Annotated in this window: 19 protein-coding genes; 12 read left to right on the top strand and 7 right to left on the bottom strand. The window is 65.7% G+C overall.

The window, feature by feature from the left end; genetic code table 11:
- The first annotated feature begins 2 nt into the window (after positions 1 to 2).
- The 4 genes from AC1Q6Z_RS18460 (at position 3) to AC1Q6Z_RS18445 (ending at position 1,840) form a co-directional block, all read left to right on the top strand.
- Positions 3 to 785, top strand: a complete 783-nt coding sequence (locus AC1Q6Z_RS18460) for a GNAT family N-acetyltransferase (RefSeq protein ID WP_492648809.1) — start codon at positions 3 to 5, stop codon at positions 783 to 785.
- Positions 782 to 1,204 (top strand): 8-oxo-dGTP diphosphatase MutT, encoded by a 423-nt coding sequence (gene mutT / locus AC1Q6Z_RS18455; protein ID WP_492648808.1) that lies wholly within the window; start codon positions 782 to 784, stop codon positions 1,202 to 1,204. The genes AC1Q6Z_RS18460 and mutT overlap by 4 nt, the downstream gene beginning before the upstream one ends.
- A gap of 112 nt (positions 1,205 to 1,316) precedes the next feature.
- On the top strand, positions 1,317 to 1,634 hold the full coding sequence (locus AC1Q6Z_RS18450) for a hypothetical protein (protein ID WP_256119390.1): 318 nt from the start codon (positions 1,317 to 1,319) through the stop codon (positions 1,632 to 1,634).
- Positions 1,635 to 1,657: 23 nt separating this feature from the next.
- On the top strand, positions 1,658 to 1,840 hold the full coding sequence (locus AC1Q6Z_RS18445; protein WP_256119391.1) for a Flp family type IVb pilin: 183 nt from the start codon (positions 1,658 to 1,660) through the stop codon (positions 1,838 to 1,840).
- Positions 1,841 to 1,846: 6 nt separating this feature from the next.
- Here the strand turns inward: AC1Q6Z_RS18445 and AC1Q6Z_RS18440 are convergent, their stop codons facing one another.
- Entirely contained in the window at positions 1,847 to 2,716 is an 870-nt protein-coding gene (locus AC1Q6Z_RS18440) for a methyltransferase domain-containing protein (RefSeq protein ID WP_492648807.1), read from the bottom strand.
- A gap of 61 nt (positions 2,717 to 2,777) precedes the next feature.
- Between AC1Q6Z_RS18440 and AC1Q6Z_RS18435 the strand changes: the two genes are divergently transcribed.
- Genes AC1Q6Z_RS18435 through AC1Q6Z_RS18420 form a run of 4 tightly spaced genes read left to right on the top strand, consistent with a single transcriptional unit; the run spans position 2,778 to position 5,155 of the window.
- Positions 2,778 to 3,569: a ComF family protein gene (locus AC1Q6Z_RS18435; protein ID WP_492648826.1), complete on the top strand. Its 792-nt coding sequence runs from the start codon at positions 2,778 to 2,780 to the stop codon at positions 3,567 to 3,569.
- Between the two features lie 35 nt (positions 3,570 to 3,604).
- A complete protein-coding gene (grxC, locus tag AC1Q6Z_RS18430) occupies positions 3,605 to 3,862 on the top strand; it encodes a glutaredoxin 3 (protein WP_256119393.1) in 258 nt (85 codons plus the stop codon).
- A 10-nt stretch (positions 3,863 to 3,872) separates the two neighbouring features.
- Positions 3,873 to 4,730, top strand: coding sequence for a carbon-nitrogen hydrolase family protein (locus tag AC1Q6Z_RS18425; RefSeq protein ID WP_492648806.1), 858 nt, complete (start codon positions 3,873 to 3,875; stop codon positions 4,728 to 4,730).
- On the top strand, positions 4,727 to 5,155 hold the full coding sequence (locus AC1Q6Z_RS18420; protein WP_435268245.1) for a DUF1178 family protein: 429 nt from the start codon (positions 4,727 to 4,729) through the stop codon (positions 5,153 to 5,155). Before AC1Q6Z_RS18425 ends, AC1Q6Z_RS18420 begins: the two co-directional genes overlap by 4 nt.
- Here AC1Q6Z_RS18420 and ubiG read toward each other — a convergent pair whose 3' ends face one another.
- The 4 genes from ubiG to AC1Q6Z_RS18400 form a co-directional block, all read right to left on the bottom strand.
- The gene (gene ubiG, locus AC1Q6Z_RS18415; protein ID WP_256119396.1) at positions 5,156 to 5,905 is read right to left on the bottom strand and encodes a bifunctional 2-polyprenyl-6-hydroxyphenol methylase/3-demethylubiquinol 3-O-methyltransferase UbiG; all 750 of its coding nucleotides are present in this window, start codon (positions 5,903 to 5,905) and stop codon (positions 5,156 to 5,158) included.
- Positions 5,906 to 5,983: 78 nt separating this feature from the next.
- Positions 5,984 to 7,108: a mandelate racemase/muconate lactonizing enzyme family protein gene (locus tag AC1Q6Z_RS18410; RefSeq protein WP_492648805.1), complete on the bottom strand. Its 1,125-nt coding sequence runs from the start codon at positions 7,106 to 7,108 to the stop codon at positions 5,984 to 5,986.
- Between the two features lie 21 nt (positions 7,109 to 7,129).
- Positions 7,130 to 8,629, bottom strand: coding sequence for an aldehyde dehydrogenase (locus AC1Q6Z_RS18405; RefSeq protein WP_492648804.1), 1,500 nt, complete (start codon positions 8,627 to 8,629; stop codon positions 7,130 to 7,132).
- Positions 8,630 to 8,638: 9 nt separating this feature from the next.
- Positions 8,639 to 9,781: an iron-containing alcohol dehydrogenase gene (locus tag AC1Q6Z_RS18400; protein WP_492648803.1), complete on the bottom strand. Its 1,143-nt coding sequence runs from the start codon at positions 9,779 to 9,781 to the stop codon at positions 8,639 to 8,641.
- A 92-nt stretch (positions 9,782 to 9,873) separates the two neighbouring features.
- Between AC1Q6Z_RS18400 and AC1Q6Z_RS18395 the strand changes: the two genes are divergently transcribed.
- The 4 genes from AC1Q6Z_RS18395 to AC1Q6Z_RS18380 all read left to right on the top strand — a co-directional run bounded on the left by AC1Q6Z_RS18395 (position 9,874) and on the right by AC1Q6Z_RS18380 (position 13,123).
- Positions 9,874 to 10,800, top strand: coding sequence for a LysR substrate-binding domain-containing protein (locus AC1Q6Z_RS18395; RefSeq protein WP_492648802.1), 927 nt, complete (start codon positions 9,874 to 9,876; stop codon positions 10,798 to 10,800).
- Positions 10,801 to 10,954: 154 nt separating this feature from the next.
- Positions 10,955 to 11,716, top strand: coding sequence for a DUF6030 family protein (locus AC1Q6Z_RS18390; RefSeq protein WP_256119401.1), 762 nt, complete (start codon positions 10,955 to 10,957; stop codon positions 11,714 to 11,716).
- 20 nt (positions 11,717 to 11,736) lie between these two features.
- The gene (locus AC1Q6Z_RS18385) at positions 11,737 to 12,318 is read left to right on the top strand and encodes a hypothetical protein (protein WP_492648801.1); all 582 of its coding nucleotides are present in this window, start codon (positions 11,737 to 11,739) and stop codon (positions 12,316 to 12,318) included.
- A 55-nt stretch (positions 12,319 to 12,373) separates the two neighbouring features.
- Complete coding sequence (locus AC1Q6Z_RS18380) at positions 12,374 to 13,123, top strand: metallophosphoesterase family protein (protein ID WP_492648800.1); 750 nt, start codon at positions 12,374 to 12,376, stop codon at positions 13,121 to 13,123.
- On the opposite strand, the gene AC1Q6Z_RS18375 is transcribed toward AC1Q6Z_RS18380, so the two are convergent.
- Both AC1Q6Z_RS18375 and AC1Q6Z_RS18370 read right to left on the bottom strand, forming a co-directional pair.
- Positions 13,124 to 14,551: a mannose-1-phosphate guanylyltransferase/mannose-6-phosphate isomerase gene (locus tag AC1Q6Z_RS18375; protein WP_492648825.1), complete on the bottom strand. Its 1,428-nt coding sequence runs from the start codon at positions 14,549 to 14,551 to the stop codon at positions 13,124 to 13,126.
- 208 nt (positions 14,552 to 14,759) lie between these two features.
- Positions 14,760 to 15,167, bottom strand: a complete 408-nt coding sequence (locus tag AC1Q6Z_RS18370; RefSeq protein ID WP_492648799.1) for a F0F1 ATP synthase subunit epsilon — start codon at positions 15,165 to 15,167, stop codon at positions 14,760 to 14,762.
- Positions 15,168 to 15,195: the final 28 nt, after the last annotated feature.

Below are 15,195 nucleotides of genomic sequence, written 5' to 3'. Positions count from 1 at the left end.
GCGTGACCCCTTCCGGACAAGCGACGACAAGCGATCTCCCCAAAGTCCGGCGGCTGGAAGCCGTCGGGTTTCGTGCCTGGCCCGCGGCCTCCGTCATCTATGACGGCAGCTGGCTTTGCCGCCTGACCGCCGGCCACCCCTCGCGCCGGCTGAATTCGGTGAACCCGCTCGACCCGTCCGACACGCGCGACATTGACATCCGCCTGCAGAAGGCGGCGAAGCGCTTTGCCGACTACGGCCGCCCGCTGCTGGTGCGACAGACGCCGCTGACCCCGCCGAAACTCGTCGCCTTCATGGACGAGGCGGGCTGGGTGGAGGACGGCCGCACCATCGTCATGATGGCGGACCTCGCCACGCTGATCCGCGACGAAGGCCTCGACCACCTGCCGAGCCGTGACGTCGGCCGCTTCGTCGATGCCCGCATCCGCGTGGCCGGCGACGACCCGGCGCTGAAACCCGGCCTCACCGAGATCATCAACGCCATCAAGCCGGAAACCGGCCTCTTCATCTTCGAGGAGCCGGATTTCGGCCCGACGGCGGTGACGATCGCCGTGCACGACAACGATCTCGTCGGCATCCTCCAGCTCGGCGTGGCGGAAGAACGGCGCGGCCAGGGCACCGGCACCGCCATCCTGCATGCGAGCCTGCGCTGGGCGAAGCTCAAGGGCGCGCGCCACGCCTGGGTGCAGGTCGAGGCCGACAATGCGGCGGCAATCGCGCTCTACCGCCGTACCGGCTTCCACGACGTCTACCAGTACAGCTACCGGGGACCGCAAGCGGCATGACCGAGACCATCGCAAAGCCCCGCCGCATCCTGCTCGTCGCCGCCTGCGCGCTGGTCGATGCCGATGGCCGCATCCTTCTGGCACAGCGGCCGGAGGGCAAATCGCTTGCCGGCCTGTGGGAGTTTCCGGGCGGCAAGGTCGAGCCGGGCGAGACGCCCGAGGAGACGCTGATCCGCGAGCTCGACGAGGAGCTCGGCGTCCAGACGAAGGTCGCCTGCCTTGCGCCGCTGACCTTCGCCAGCCACACCTATGACGACTTCCACCTGCTGATGCCGCTCTACATCTGCCGCCGCTTCGAGGGCACGGCGCATGGCCGCGAGGTACAGGCGATCAAATGGGTGCGCGCGAAGGCGCTGCGCGATTATCCGATGCCGCCGGCCGACGAACCGCTCATCCCCTTCCTGATGGACCTTCTTTGATCCTCTCGGCAGGAATTTACCCTGCATTTTCCGCGTCTCGTTAAGCAATCGTTTAGCACCGTCGTTCAAAGATTGAGCTTAACGTTGCAATGAATGCCTACGAGACTCAGAGATGCGTGACGAAGACTTCTGGAAAGCCGTTCAGGAGAAGGATTACACGCCGGCCGGAGATACCCGGACCGGTGCGTTGAACCTTGCTCTGCTGTTCGGCACGGCCGTCATAGCGCTTGCGCTGGTCCTTACCCCCGTGCTGTCGGCGAAGACCGACAAGCGCATGATGGCAAACGTGCCGGACGAATTCGATATGATCTCGACGGGATCGATCCCGTCGGAAGGCGGCAAGCGCTATACCGTGCGCCGCAGCGTGCTTCAGGAAATGCCGGGCGCCGTCTGCATCGTCAATGGCAATGGCCAGGGCAACGGCTGCTGAACCGGACACACACGGGGGTGGGAATGGTGCTGAGACTGCTGAAATCATTCTACTCCGATCGCGACGGCGCCACCGCCGTCGAATACGGCCTGTTGCTGGCGCTGATCTCGCTCGGCCTGCTGGCAGGCCTGGAAACCTTCACCGATGGCTTGGCAAAAACTTTCGGCGCCATAACGAACAGTGTGGATTCCGCCGGAACGAAATAGGCCGGATCAGCTCCCGCCACCCTGCTTCAGTGCATCGGCAAGCCGCATCGTCGCCGAACCCGGCTTCAGCGGCTTCTGCTGGCTTTCATGCGGCGCCCAGCCCGAGACGTAGATGACCGAAAAGGTCGCGCGGATGCGCCCGTCCGGATCGGAAAAACGCTCCGCATAAAGCTCCGCCGCGCGAAGCAGCATGCCGCGTGTCAGCGGCCGGCGGCTGCGGCCGGAAAGCGGATTGGCCATGCCCATCGCCCGCAGGTCCCGCATCAGCGGAAAGATCGAATCGTAGCGGACCGTATAGGCCTCCTTGTCCGTCACCGGCAGCGCGAAACCGCCGCGCTGGAGCAGCGCACCGACATCCCGCACATCCGGGAAGGGAATGACCCGCGGGCTCGCCCCACCCGAAATCTCGCTTTCCGCCGCCAGCAGAACCTCGCGCAATTCCTGCAGCGTGCCGCTGCCGGGGATCGCCGCGAGGAACAGCCCGTCCGGCTTCAGCGCCCGGCGGATCTGCACGAAGACGCCCGGCGTGTCGTTGGTAAGGTGCAGCGAAAGCGGCGAGACAATCAGGTTCACCGATTGCGGGTCCAGTGGCACCGTTTCCAGCGGCGCCACCGTCAGCGCCTCGCCGGGTGCAGCAAACCGCGTATCGCTTTCGATCCGCTCGACGCCGTCCACCTTGCCCGTTTCCATGATCGCCCGCGCACTAGCACCGGTATGGCCATGCAGCTCGACCGCCCGCTCGAACCGGCGATCAATGACGCTGAGGCGCTCCGCAAGTTCCCGCGCCACAACGTCGAGCAGGAAATCCGCCGGCGTGCCGCGGAGCGCCCGCAGCCGGTTGGTGTCGATCAGGGCGTGGTCGAAGAGAGTTTCCATGGCAAGATCCCGTTCGGAATTCATGTCGCTTTGGCCGGTAAGACCGACTATTGTCAACCGCATGGGCGAAATCGAGGCCGAGGCATTGCCGGCAATCCCGCTCCGGCAGGGCATTGCCCGCCGGCTGCGCGGCCTTGGCCGTGCCGCCCTCGACATCGTCTACCCGCCGGCCTGCCCCGGCTGCGACAGGCTTCTCGGCAGCCGCGCCAGCCTCTGCCCGCAATGCTGGTCGAAACTCGGCTTCATCGAGCGCCCCTATTGCGAAGTGCTCGGCACGCCGTTTACCCACGATCTCGGCCCCGGCATCCTCAGCGCCGACGCCATCGCCACCCCGCCGCCCTTCGATCGGCTGCGCTCTGTGGCGCTCTATGACGACCTCGCCCGCGTGCTCGTGCATTCGCTGAAATATCGCGACCGCACGGATCTGGCCCCCATGATGGCGCAATGGATGCTGCGCGCCGGCGACGGCACGGTGCAGGCGGCAGACGTCATCCTGCCCGTTCCCCTGCACCGCTTCCGCCTGATCTGGCGCAAGTTCAACCAGGCGGCGGAGCTTGCCCGCGCACTTGGCCGGCTTTCGGAAAAACCGGTGCTGATCGACGCCGTGCGCCGCACGAAACGCACCCGCCGCCAGATCGGGCTCGGCCCCCGGGCGCGCGAGGAAAACGTGCGCGGCGCCTTCTCCGTGACGCCGGCCGGCCGCGAGGCACTGTTCGGTCGGCGCGTCGTGCTTATCGACGATGTCTATACGACCGGCGCCACCGTCGCCGCCGTCACCCGCACGCTGAAGCGCGCCGGTGTCACAGACATTACCGTTTTGACCTTTGCAAGGGCCCTTCCCGGACCTATATGAAAAGGACGAATTTCCAAGTCTTGGAGCAGGTAAGCATGGCTTCGGTCGTTATTTATACGCGTCAATTCTGCGGCTATTGCAGCGCCGCCAAGAAACTTCTTGAGACCAAGGGCGTGAGCTTCGAAGAGCATGACGCGACCTATGCGCCGGATGTGCGCCAGGAGATGATCAAGCGCGCCAACGGCCGCACCACCTTCCCGCAGATCTTCATCAACGAGCGCCATGTCGGCGGCTGCGATGACCTGCAGGCGCTGGAGCGCGCCGGCGAACTCGACGCCCTGCTGGCGGCCTGAGGAGACACCCATGACCGTCACGATCGCCGCCCTCCAGATGTGCTCCGGGACCGACCCCGTCCGCAACGTGGAGACGATGCGGCGCCTCGTGCGCGAGGCGGCCGCCAAGGGCGCCGTCTATGTCCAGACCCCCGAAATGACCGGCGCCCTCCAGCGCGATCGTGCGGGGCTCCGGGCGATCCTGCGGTCCGAAGCCGACGACCTCGTGGTCGCCGCCGCGGCGGAACTCGCAAAGGAACTGAGCATCCACGTGCATGTCGGCTCGACGGCCATTGCCCTTGCCGACGGCAAGGTCGCCAATCGCGGCTTCCTCTTCGGCCCGGATGGCGCACAGGTCTGCACCTACGACAAGATCCACATGTTCGACGTCGACCTCGACAATGGCGAGAGCTGGCGCGAAAGCGCGGTCTATTCGCCGGGCGCCGTCGCCCGCATGGCGGACCTGCCCTTCGCCAAGCTCGGCTTCACCATCTGCTACGATGTGCGTTTTCCGGAACTCTTCAAAATCCAGGCGCAGGCCGGTGCGGAAATCATCTCCGTCCCTGCCGCCTTTACCCGCCAGACGGGCGAAGCGCATTGGGAGACGCTGCTGCGCGCCCGCGCCATAGAGAATGGCGTCTACATCATCGCAGCCGCCCAGGCCGGCGTGCATGAGGACGGCCGCGAGACCTTCGGCCATTCGATGATCATCGACCCCTGGGGCCGCGTGCTCGCCTCTGCCGGCGGCACGGGCGAGGCCATCGTGCTCGCCGAGGTCGACCCCGCCGCCGTCAAATCCGCGCACCAGAAGATCCCTAACCTGCGCAATGGTCGCGCCTTCACGCTCGAAGTGGCAGGCGAACCCGCGAAGGGAGGCGTTGCCGCTTGATCCGCTACGAGCTTTCCTGTGACAACGGGCACACCTTCGAAGGGTGGTTCGGCTCGGCGGACGATTTCGACCGCCAGCAGAAGATGGCGCTCGTCTCCTGTCCGACCTGCGGCTCGGCGCATGTCGCCAAGCGCCTGATGGCGCCCTCCGTCTCGACCGCTCGCAAGAAGGAGCGCCGCCAGGAGCTCGTCGTGCAGGCCGGGCAGAAGGAGATGATGGGCAAGCTCCGCGAGATCGTCACCGCCATCCGCGCCAATTCGGAAGATGTCGGCGAGCGCTTCCCCGAGGAAGCGCGGAAAATCCACTACGGCGAGACCGAACAGCGCGGCCTGATCGGCCGGGCCTCCGCCGAAGAGGTGCGCGACCTGCTGGAGGAGGGCGTCGAAGTGGCACCCCTTCCCGTCCTGCCCGACGAAACGAACTGATCAGGCGGACGCTCGCCGCGCGACCATCATGTAGTTCACGTCCATGTCCTTCGAGAGATTCCACTGGTTGGTGAGCGGGTTGAAGAACACGCCGGTGCGGTCCGTCACCGTCAGCCCCGATGCATTGAGCGGCTTCTCGATCTCTTCCGGGCGCACCAGCTTTTCATATTGATGCGTGCCGCGCGGCAACCAGCGCAGCACGTTTTCCGCGGCGAAGATCGCCAGTGCGGCCGCCTTCATCGTGCGGTTGATCGTGGCGACGAACATCACGCCGCCGGGGCGCACCATCGAGGCGCAGGTGGTGAGGAAGAACTCGACATCTGAGACATGCTCGACCACTTCCATGTTAAGCACGACATCGAAGGTCTCGCCCGCTTCCGCCAGCGCTTCGGCCGTCACCGCGCGGTAATCGACGGGAACACCGCTGCCGGCCGCATGCGCCTTGGCAATGCCGATGTTCTTTTCCGAAGCATCGGCGCCCAGCACCTCCGCCCCCATGCGCGCCATCGGCTCGGAGAGCAGGCCGCCGCCGCAGCCGATGTCGAGGATGCGCAAGCCTTCGAGCGGGCGATGCGCCTTCGGGTCGCGGCCGAACTGGGCGGAGACGAGATCGCGGATATAGGTGAGGCGGACCGGATTGAACTTGTGCAACGGCCGGAACTTGCCGTTCGGATCCCACCATTCCGCGGCCATCGCCGAAAACCGGTCGACTTCCGCCTGGTCGATCGTCGTGCGGGCTGCCTCGCTCATGGCTCGTCTCCTTCGCGTCCGTATCCCCGTGAAGTCGGCCTCCACGGGGAATATGTCAAGGGGGCGAAGTGAAGCGGCTCAGGGAAGCCGCGTCGCCTTGAGCCGCTCCTCGTCGAGCACGATGCCGAGGCCCGGCGCCTCGCCGAGCTTGAGCCAGCCGTTCTCGTGGCGCAGTGGTGTCGCGAGCGGATAGTCGCGGCGCGCCTCGCTCCATTCCGGCATGTCATAGGGATATTCGAGGAAGGGCGCGTCCCCCGCACCCGCTGTCAGATGCGCATTGGCGAGCACGCCGATGCCGTTCGTCCAGGAGTGCGGCGTGAAGGTGACGCCCGCCTCGCGCGCCTGGAAGGCAAGCCGCCGGCAGCCGGTAATGCCGCCGACCAGCGCCACGTCCGGCTGGATGACGTCGAAGGCGCGCTCCTCGATGATGTCGCGGAACTCGTAGAGTTCGCGCGTCATCTCGCCGCCCGCGATGCGGATATCCGTCGCCTCTTTCAGCGCCTTCATGCCCTTGCGGTCGGAGCGGTGCAGCGGCTCCTCCATCCAGTAGATGCCGAGGCGTTCCAGTTCGCGCGCCACGACCAGCGCATCCTTGAAGGTCCAGGGCAGCGTCGTGTCCCAGGGCATGCGCCAACCCTGGTTGCAATCGACCATCAGCTCCAGCCGGTCGCCGACACGCGCGCGGATCGCCTCCAGCGCATTGACGTCGTCGCGCCAACCATTGCGGCCGCCAGCGGAAGACGAGAAGCGCACCTTCATCGCTGGAAAACCCTCTTCGATATAGCGCTCCGCCTGGTCCGCCATGGCGGAGGGCTCGCGCAGCACGCCGGAGGAAGCGTAGAGCCGAACACGATCCGCCCGGCCGCCCAGCATGCGCCAGACCGGCTCGCCCGTCACCTTGCCGGCAAGGTCCCAGAGCGCGAGATCCAGCGGCCAGCAGCGGCCGTAGTGAAAGTTGATATGCGACAGCACCTCATAGTGCCGTTCGAGATGGCGCGGGTCCTGGCCGATGAACAGGTCCTCGTGGCCCTCAAAACCCTTCATCAGGTCACCGGAGCCGATGCCCTCGCGGCCCTCGTCATCCGTCACGCGCACGATGGTCGCGTCGAAATGCCGGCGCGGCCGGCCGTCCCAGCTTGCCTTGAACGGCGGATCGAGCGGCAGCCGGTGATGGCTGATCCCGATGGAAACGATCTTGCTCATGCGCCCCTCCCCTTCAAAACTTTAACTGAACTGCTGCCAGATCGTCTTGTAATCGCAATATTTGTCGATCGCATGCACCGAGCGGTCACGGCCGAAGCCGGATTGCTTGAAGCCGCCGAAGGGCGTGGCGAAATTCGACATGTCATAGGTGTTGATCCAGACAGTCCCGGCATGGATCGCCTCGGAAAAGCGGTGTGCCCGGTCCATGTCGCGGGTGAAGACCGCGCCGGCCAGCCCGTAGATCGTATCGTTGGCGATCGCGAGGGCCTCTTCCTCGGTGTCGAAGGCAATCGCCGCCAGCACCGGCCCGAAAATTTCCTGCCGGGCGATGCTCATGTCGTTCGTCACATCGGTGATGACGCCCGGCGAGACATAATAGCCGCCGGTCTCCGACAATACGCGCTCGGCGCCAAAGGCACGGCGCCCGCCATCCTTCTCGCCCGTGGCGATCAGGCCCAGCACCTTGTCCATATGCTCCGCCTCGATCAGCGCACCGATCTGCGCGGAGGGTTCGAAGGGATGCGCCAGCGCGATCTCGCGTTTCACAACGGCCTCGATCTTCTCGATCAGCTTGTCCTGCACCGAACGCTGCACGACGAGGCGGGTGGGGGCATGGCAGGTCTCGCCGGAATTGTAGAAGCAGCCCCAGGCGGCGGCACTGGCGGCCGCGTCGAGATCGGCATCCTCGAAGACCACGAGCGGCGACTTGCCGCCGAGTTCCAGCGCCACGCGCTTGAGGTTCGACTGCGCGGCATAGCCCATGATCAGCTTGCCGACCTCGGTCGAGCCGGTGAAGGCAACCATGTCGACATCCATGTGTAGCGCCAGCGGCTTTCCCACTTCCTCGCCAAAACCGGTAATGATATTGAAGACGCCGGCGGGAAGGCCCGCCTCGATCGCCAGTTCCGCCAGCCGCAGCGCCGAGAGCGACGACTGTTCCGCCGGCTTCAGCACGACGGAATTGCCGGCCGCAATCGCCGGCCCGAGCTTCCAGGCGTCGATGATCATCGGATAGTTCCAGGGCGTGATCGCCGCGATGACGCCGAGCGGCACCTTGCGCACCAGCGCGCGGGCCTTCGGCCCTGTCGGCGCGATCTCGTCGTAGAGCTTGTCGACCATCTCGCCGTAATACTGGATGCCCTCGGCGCAGAGCCGCACATCGACGCTAAGCGAGGCCTGCACCGGCTTGCCGACATCGAGCGTCTCCAGCAGCGCCAGTTCTTCGCCATGGCTGCGGATCAGCTCCGCCCAGCGCAGCATGATCTTCTTCTTCTCGATCGGCTCCTTGCCGCGCCACACGGCGCTGGCAAAGGCCTTGCGGGCGGAAGCCACCGCGAGATCGACATCCGCCGCATCACCACGCGCCAGCACGGCGCCGGGCTGACCGTCCATCGGACGTGTGCGGGTGAACGTCTTGCCGGCAGACGCGGGCTGCACCTTTCCATCGATGAAATGCCCGCGCTCCAGCGAAAGGCCGGCAAGGCGGTCTTCCCAATAGGCGCGGCTGAACTGTTCGGTCATATCGGGTCCTCAGAGCGTCTTTGGCAGGGTCATCATCGCGGCCGCGAAGGTTTCGATATCGGCGTCGGAAATCTCGCGCACCGTCGAGCGCCGCATCGGCTGGTTTTCCGGCGCGCGCATTTCGCGGGCGAGATCGGCGGTGGTGAAATCCGCAAAGGCCTTTGGCAGCGCGCGGACGATGCCGCAGCGGTCCATCAGGTCGCCGACGAAGCCAGGCAGCATCGCCGCGTCGGAAAGCCCGCAGGCCCGCGCCGCAGCAGCAAGATCGGCCGTATCAGCCTCGACCAGCCAGGCGAGCGTCGCCTCGAAACCGAGCGCCGTGGCGAGCCCGTGATGTACCGGCGTGAGGCCGGCCAGCGCATGGCTGATATTGTGGGCGACCGCCGTGCCGCAATTGTCGATGGCGACGCCGGCATAACACGAGCCGAGCAGCACCTTGCCGCGCGCTTCGATATCCGCCGGGTTCTTCACCGCCGTTTCCAGCGCCTCGGTGAGCAGGCCGAGCGCCGCATGGGCATAGAGCGCCGCACCCGCATGGGCATTGCGGTTGGTCGCCGCCTCGAAGGCGTGCACGAAAGCATCGAGGCCGCACCAGGCGGTGAGGTTCGCCGGCAGCGTCACCGTCAGCGCCGGGTCGAGCAGCACGAGATCCGCCTTGGTTTCCGGCCCCCAGATCCAGAGTTTCTTGCCCTCCGGCCCGGCAAAGATCGTCGTCGCCGAGGTTTCCGAGCCGGTTCCCGCCGTGGTCGGAACCATGATCTTCTTCAGCGGCGCCCTGGGCAATGGATTGGCGGCCAGCGCATAATGCATCGGATCTTGCGAAGACGCCGCCGCGCAGGCCGCGATCTTGGCAATATCCAGCGCCGACCCGCCGCCGATGCCGACGACGAGATCCTTGCCCCGCGCCGCCGCCGTTGCGGCCTGCACATGCGCAAGCTTCGGCTCACCGGCAAAGTCCGAATAGAAATCCGCCGCCACGCCTTCCGCGGCGAACTGCGCTGCCAGGCGCGCACCGAGGCCGCTGTTGGCAAGGAAACCATCGATGACGACGAGCACTTTTTCCGCACCGAACGCGCGGGCGGAGGCGGCGATGGTGTCATGAACCCCGTCGCCGAAGCGGATATCGGGCACGAAAGACGTAACGAACTTCACGGAAAATCCCCCAGACGATTTCCCGAACCGTGCATCACGATTTCAGATTTTCAAATCCTTGGATTTTTCGGGCTTTTTGATAACATCAGATCATGAAAGCCGGCCTGCTCGCCCATATCCCGCTGGAAGCCTTCCGCGTCTTCGACGCCGCCTGCCGGCACATGAACTTTTCCCGCGCCGGGCGCGAGCTCAACATCACGCAAGCCGCCGTCAGCCGCCGCATCAAGGGGCTGGAAGACCATCTCGGCACGCAGCTCTTCGCCCGCGCCGGCAAGAACCTGTCGCTGACGCCGCGCGGCGAAAAACTGTTCCAGCGCGTGCGCGCCTCGCTCGATTATCTCGAGGAGAGCCTCGAACCCTTCCGCACCGGCGCCGGCCAGAGCATTTCGCTTGCCGCCAGCGGCTCCGTCTCGCATCTCTGGCTCGGGCCGCGCCTGCGCGATTTCGCTCGCGACAATCCCGGCGTTTCCATTCGCCTCGTCACCGTCGACAGCCCGGCCGACCTCGCCTCGGAAAACAACGACCTCGTCATCCTCTATTCCGCCGGCGAGCACCCGCGCTGGAACCTGACACCGCTTCTGGCCGAGGAACTGGCGCCGGTCGCGGCCCCCGGCTACATCGCCCGCAAGGGGCTCGATCCCGCCACGCTCGCCCCGGCCGATCTCGCCGGCCTCGACCTCATCGACTACGAGCGCTTCAACGCCAACTGGATTTCCTTTCGCCCCTGGCTGGAGCGCGTCGCGCCGGAAACCTTTCGGCGCCGGCCGCTGCCCCGGCCGCATCTCACCTTCTCCACCTATGCACTCGCCATCGATGCCGCCCTCAGCGGCGACGGCGTGGTGCTCGGCAGCCTCGATCTCATCGCCGCCGAGCTTGCCGCGGGCACACTGGTGCAACTCGGCGGAACGAGCCTCGTCACCGGCTACGGCTATCATCTCGGCCTGCCGAAATTCCGCACCGCGCCGCCGGAGGTGCTGATGCTGCATGAAAGCCTGCTGGCCTCGCGCAACGCTGCGTGAGGCGCGCGCCGGGTCGCGCTTGCAGGCATGCGCCTTGTGGCCTATCAGGAACGAAAGATCGGCCGCGGCCGGGGCTTGCCCCCACCCGCCGGCCGAATCGACACGGGCAACGGCGCGGTTCGGCATGACGGAGCGGAAGCAAGGCAGATCCGGCTTGGTTGTCTTCGGGCTCTTCGCCATCGTGCTGCTCGGAGCGATCGGCGCGACCGTGCTTCTGGCCAACGATTACCGCAACCTCAACCTGCTGCTCGCCCGCTTCGGCTACGACCCGATAGAGGCCCAACCGCGCGAACGCGCGCTGCGCCCCTACGAGATGAAGGGCAACCGCATGCCGCGCCCCGAGGGCCTCATTTCCGAACGGCTGCTGACCCCCGTCACGCCCACGCAGACCCAGTTCGTGCGCACGATCCGCAAGGCGCCGGAAGCGCTCTGCGAGGCGCTGCGCCGCGGCGGCTTCGTCAATTCCGGCTGGAAGGCCGGCGTCTTCGACCAGCAAAGCTGGGAGTGCCAGTCCTACCGCGAATTCGCCCATGAGCGCGACGGGCCGAACCCGTCCTCCTCCGTCTTCCTGTCGATCAAGGGCAATGCGGAAACGCGCGTCTCCTCCTTCCGCCTCAAGCTGAACATCGAGAACCCGGCAACGCAAACCCAGGTGACCGACGCCGTCATCAATGCCATCGAGGTCTTTCTCGACGAGGTGCGCTGGGAAGAGGCCCCCGATATTTTCGAGAACATTCGGGCGCTCAAGGAGTTCGACATTATCCGCTTCGGCAACCGCATCCAGCTCAAGAAGGAATTCGGCGAAACGCCGCGCTACAATTTCACCATCAACCCGGACCGCACGCGCAACCGCGGCTCCTACCTGCCGGATTATTTCGACCGCAGCCGCTGGCTGCCGCTCGCGGAAAAAATGTGATGCATGTGCGAACAAGGCCGATGATGGCAGCACTCCTGCTGCTGCTCGTCACCACGATGGCGGCAATGGCAGCGGAACTCCTGCCGGGGGCGGCCTCCGACGATCCGATCTGGACCGACAAGCCCGTGCGGATCGACCGCAGCAAGCAGACCTATGAACGGCTGGCGGTCGATCACGTCATGACGCCGCTGCGCATCCCCGTCAGCAGCCGCGTCATCGTGCTCGACAGCACGTCCTTTCGCGATGGCGGCCGGCTCTACGTGCTGACGAATGCGATTGCCGTCGATGCAAAGCGGTTCTGCCGCGGCGAAGGCGGCGCCATCGCGGTCTGCGGCCAGAAGGCGCGGATCGTGCTGCGGCAGCTCGTCGCCAACCGCACGCTCTTCTGCGAGCAGGATTTTCGCATCGGCCCCGCCACCTTCCTCACCTGCACGTCCGGCGGCAAGGATATCGCCCAGGCGCTGATCGCCGCCGGCGCGGCCTGGGCGGCGACGCCGGAAGGAATGGCCGACCAGCAGCAGGCGATGCAGAAGAAGGCCGGCATCTGGATCGATGCGGAATGCCGCGCGCTCAGCCGCTGCCCGCCCGTCAGGCGGCGTTAGCGATGCGCCACTTTGCCGGTTCCCGTCGCCAGCCTTCCCGGCTATGACGTCGAATATGAGCATTGCCCCACCCCCGCTGCGCCGCCGCCGTCTGACGCTTCCTGCCGACCAGCCGCTGATCTACGCGATCGGCGACGTGCACGGCTGCCACGATGCCCTGCTGGCGCTGGAGGAGAAGATCCGCGCCGATGCCGCGGCCCATGCCGGCATGCCGCCGCTGATCCTTTATCTCGGGGATTACGTCGATCGCGGGCCGGCGTCCAATGCGGTGATCGAGCATCTTGCGACGGAGCGCCATGCAGACGGCATCGAGCGCATCGCGCTCTGCGGCAATCATGACGATACGTTCCTGAAATTCATCATCGACCCGCTGCAGCACCTGCGCTGGCTGGACTATGGCGGCGATGCGACGCTGCGCTCCTACGGCATCGACCTTGCGGACTATCGCTACGGCGAGCGCGGCATGCGAGCCCTTGGCGAAGCGCTTCGCCAGCGCGTGCCGCCGCACCACATCGCCTTCCTGCAAGACCTGCCGATCGCGGCCTTGAGCGGCCGCCGGCTCTTCGTCCATGCCGGCATCCAGCCCAACGTGCCCCTTCCGCAGCAGAAGGATTACGACATGATCTGGATCCGCGAACCATTTTTGAGCGAAGGCCCCGGCCTGCCGATCACCGTCATCCACGGCCACACCGCGGGACCCGAGCCGGTCTTCGGCACGGGCCGCATCTGCATCGACACAACCTGTTATGCCAGCGGCCGCCTGACGGCGCTGAAGGTGACGCCGGAAGGCGCCACGCTTCTCTGATCAGCCGCGGCCGAATTCGTCCTCGATGCGGATGATATCGTCCTCGCCGAGATAGGAGCCGGTCTGCACCTCGATCAGTTCCAGCAGGATCTTTCCGGGATTGGCGAGGCGATGCACCTCGCCCTGCGGGATATAGACGGATTCGTTTTCGCGCAGCATGACCGTCTTCTCGCCGATCGTCACCTCCGCTGTGCCGCGCACGACGATCCAGTGTTCGGAGCGATGGTGGTGCTTCTGCAGCGAAAGCCGCTTGCCGGGGGTCACGAAGAGGCGCTTCACCTGGAAGCGCTCGCCGTTCAGCACGGAGGTGTAGCCACCCCAGGGGCGGTAGGAGGTCGGGTGCGTCTCGGTCAGCTTCGCCGTCTTGGGCAGCGCCGCGAGATGTTTGACCAGCTTGCCGACATTCTGGCTGTCTTCCATGCGGCCGACATAGACGGCGTCTTCGCTGGCGATGACGGCCACATTGTCGAGGCCCTGCACCGCGACGTGGATATCACGCGAGATGACCAGCGAATTGCGCGTGTCGAGCACGGTCGTGCTGCCATCCACGACATTGCCGGCCTCGTCCTGCTTTCCGGTCTTCCAGACGGAATCCCAGCTTCCGAGATCGGACCAGGTGATGGGCGACGGCACGACGGCGGCGATCGGCGTCTTCTCGAAGATCGCATAGTCGACGGAAATATCGGGTGCACGCGAAAATGCGGCCTCGTCGAGCCGTTCGAAATCGAGGTCGTGTTTCGCCTTCGCCACGGCTTCACTCGCCGCGTCCAGCACCTCCGGCGCATATTGCCGGAGCTCGCGCAGGAACAGGCCGACCGGCAGCATGAACATGCCGGAATTCCACAGATAGCCGCCTGCCGAAAGCATCTCCGCGGCCTTGTCGCGGTCCGGCTTCTCGACGAAGCGGCGCACGGCATTGGCGCCGTTACCGAGATCCTCGCCGATCTCGATATAGCCGTAGCCGGTCGCAGGCTCGCTCGGCGTGATGCCGAAGGTGACGAGGCGGCCGGCCTGTGCTGCGGCCCGCGCGCGGGCGATGCAGTCGAAATAGACGTCGTTCGCATCGATCTCGTGGTCGGAGGCCAGCACCTGCATGACGGCATCGTCGCCGTGGAGGCGCGCGATGAGCGTGGCGGCGGCGGCAAGCGCCGGCGCGGTGTTGCGCGCGACGGGCTCCAGCAGGATCGAGGTGAGCGGCGCATCCGCGGCGCGCGCCTGCTCGGCGACGAGAAAGCGGAAATCGCTGTTGGTCACGACGATCGCCGGCTCGTAGAGCGCGGTGTCGGAAACGCGCGCCAGCGTCTTCTGGAACAGCGTCGTTTCACCGAGGAATTCGAGGAACTGCTTTGGCGCGGAGGCGCGTGACAGAGGCCAGAGCCGCGTGCCCTTACCGCCGGCCATGATTACGGGTACGATCTTGCGGGTCATCATTCCTCGTCCTGATGCTGGAGCCAGCCATTTTGGGGCCACTCTCCATCCCTGCCGTAAAGAAACAGCAAAATCGGACGCCCGGCAGCCCCCGCCGATGAGCATTCTTACGGATAAGGTAAAGAGACCCTGTTCCGTCGGCAAGCGGATCTAGCGCAACAAAAAACCCGCCGAAGCGGGTTTGGTGTCTGCGAAATCCGGGTTCGGATCAGGCCGGCAGGAGCGTGCCCTGCAGCGTGGTGAGCTGCGCGAGGTAGCTCTCGATGCCGAACTTGTGTTCGTCCGAGGACGCATGCTCCAGCTCGGCGCGGGTCGCCTCGATCCGGCGCGTGATGTCTTCGCTCTTGATCTCGTCGACATGCACGGCCGATTCGGCCAGCAGCGTGCAGCCGGTCGGCAGGATGTCGGCGAAACCGCCGAAGACCACGTAGCGGTGCTTCTTGCCGTCCGCGAACGTCACGGTGACGACACCCGGCTTGATCGTCGTCATGGTCGGCGCGTGGTTGGCCATGACGGTCATTTCGCCCTCGGTCGCCGGAATGACGACGGAGCTGACGCTGCCGGAAACCAGCAGGCGCTCGGGAGAAACGAGTTCAAAGTTGAAACTGTCAGCCATGACCATTCACTTCTTCTGATTTCATTCG

This window comes from Shinella sp. GW835-FHT14H05, assembly GCF_058793575.1.
Note: the sequence above shows the minus strand (reverse complement) of the source record. Positions and strands in the feature narration are given on the sequence as shown.

Excerpts from the sequence above, each read along its gene's own strand:
- AC1Q6Z_RS18435 (WP_492648826.1), top strand. The coding sequence starts at position 2,778 with ATGGGCGAAATCGAGGCCGAGGCATTGCCGGCAATCCCGCTCCGGCAG.
- grxC (WP_256119393.1), top strand. The coding sequence starts at position 3,605 with ATGGCTTCGGTCGTTATTTATACGCGTCAATTCTGCGGCTATTGCAGC.
- AC1Q6Z_RS18370 (WP_492648799.1), bottom strand. The coding sequence starts at position 15,167 with ATGGCTGACAGTTTCAACTTTGAACTCGTTTCTCCCGAGCGCCTGCTG.
- mutT (WP_492648808.1), top strand. The coding sequence starts at position 782 with ATGACCGAGACCATCGCAAAGCCCCGCCGCATCCTGCTCGTCGCCGCC.
- AC1Q6Z_RS18425 (WP_492648806.1), top strand. The coding sequence starts at position 3,873 with ATGACCGTCACGATCGCCGCCCTCCAGATGTGCTCCGGGACCGACCCC.
- AC1Q6Z_RS18380 (WP_492648800.1), top strand. The coding sequence starts at position 12,374 with ATGAGCATTGCCCCACCCCCGCTGCGCCGCCGCCGTCTGACGCTTCCT.
- AC1Q6Z_RS18445 (WP_256119391.1), top strand. The coding sequence starts at position 1,658 with ATGGTGCTGAGACTGCTGAAATCATTCTACTCCGATCGCGACGGCGCC.
- AC1Q6Z_RS18450 (WP_256119390.1), top strand. The coding sequence starts at position 1,317 with ATGCGTGACGAAGACTTCTGGAAAGCCGTTCAGGAGAAGGATTACACG.
- AC1Q6Z_RS18385 (WP_492648801.1), top strand. The coding sequence starts at position 11,737 with ATGATGGCAGCACTCCTGCTGCTGCTCGTCACCACGATGGCGGCAATG.
- ubiG (WP_256119396.1), bottom strand. The coding sequence starts at position 5,905 with ATGAGCGAGGCAGCCCGCACGACGATCGACCAGGCGGAAGTCGACCGG.
- AC1Q6Z_RS18440 (WP_492648807.1), bottom strand. The coding sequence starts at position 2,716 with ATGGAAACTCTCTTCGACCACGCCCTGATCGACACCAACCGGCTGCGG.
- AC1Q6Z_RS18405 (WP_492648804.1), bottom strand. The coding sequence starts at position 8,629 with ATGACCGAACAGTTCAGCCGCGCCTATTGGGAAGACCGCCTTGCCGGC.
- AC1Q6Z_RS18375 (WP_492648825.1), bottom strand. The coding sequence starts at position 14,551 with ATGACCCGCAAGATCGTACCCGTAATCATGGCCGGCGGTAAGGGCACG.
- AC1Q6Z_RS18395 (WP_492648802.1), top strand. The coding sequence starts at position 9,874 with ATGAAAGCCGGCCTGCTCGCCCATATCCCGCTGGAAGCCTTCCGCGTC.
- AC1Q6Z_RS18410 (WP_492648805.1), bottom strand. The coding sequence starts at position 7,108 with ATGAGCAAGATCGTTTCCATCGGGATCAGCCATCACCGGCTGCCGCTC.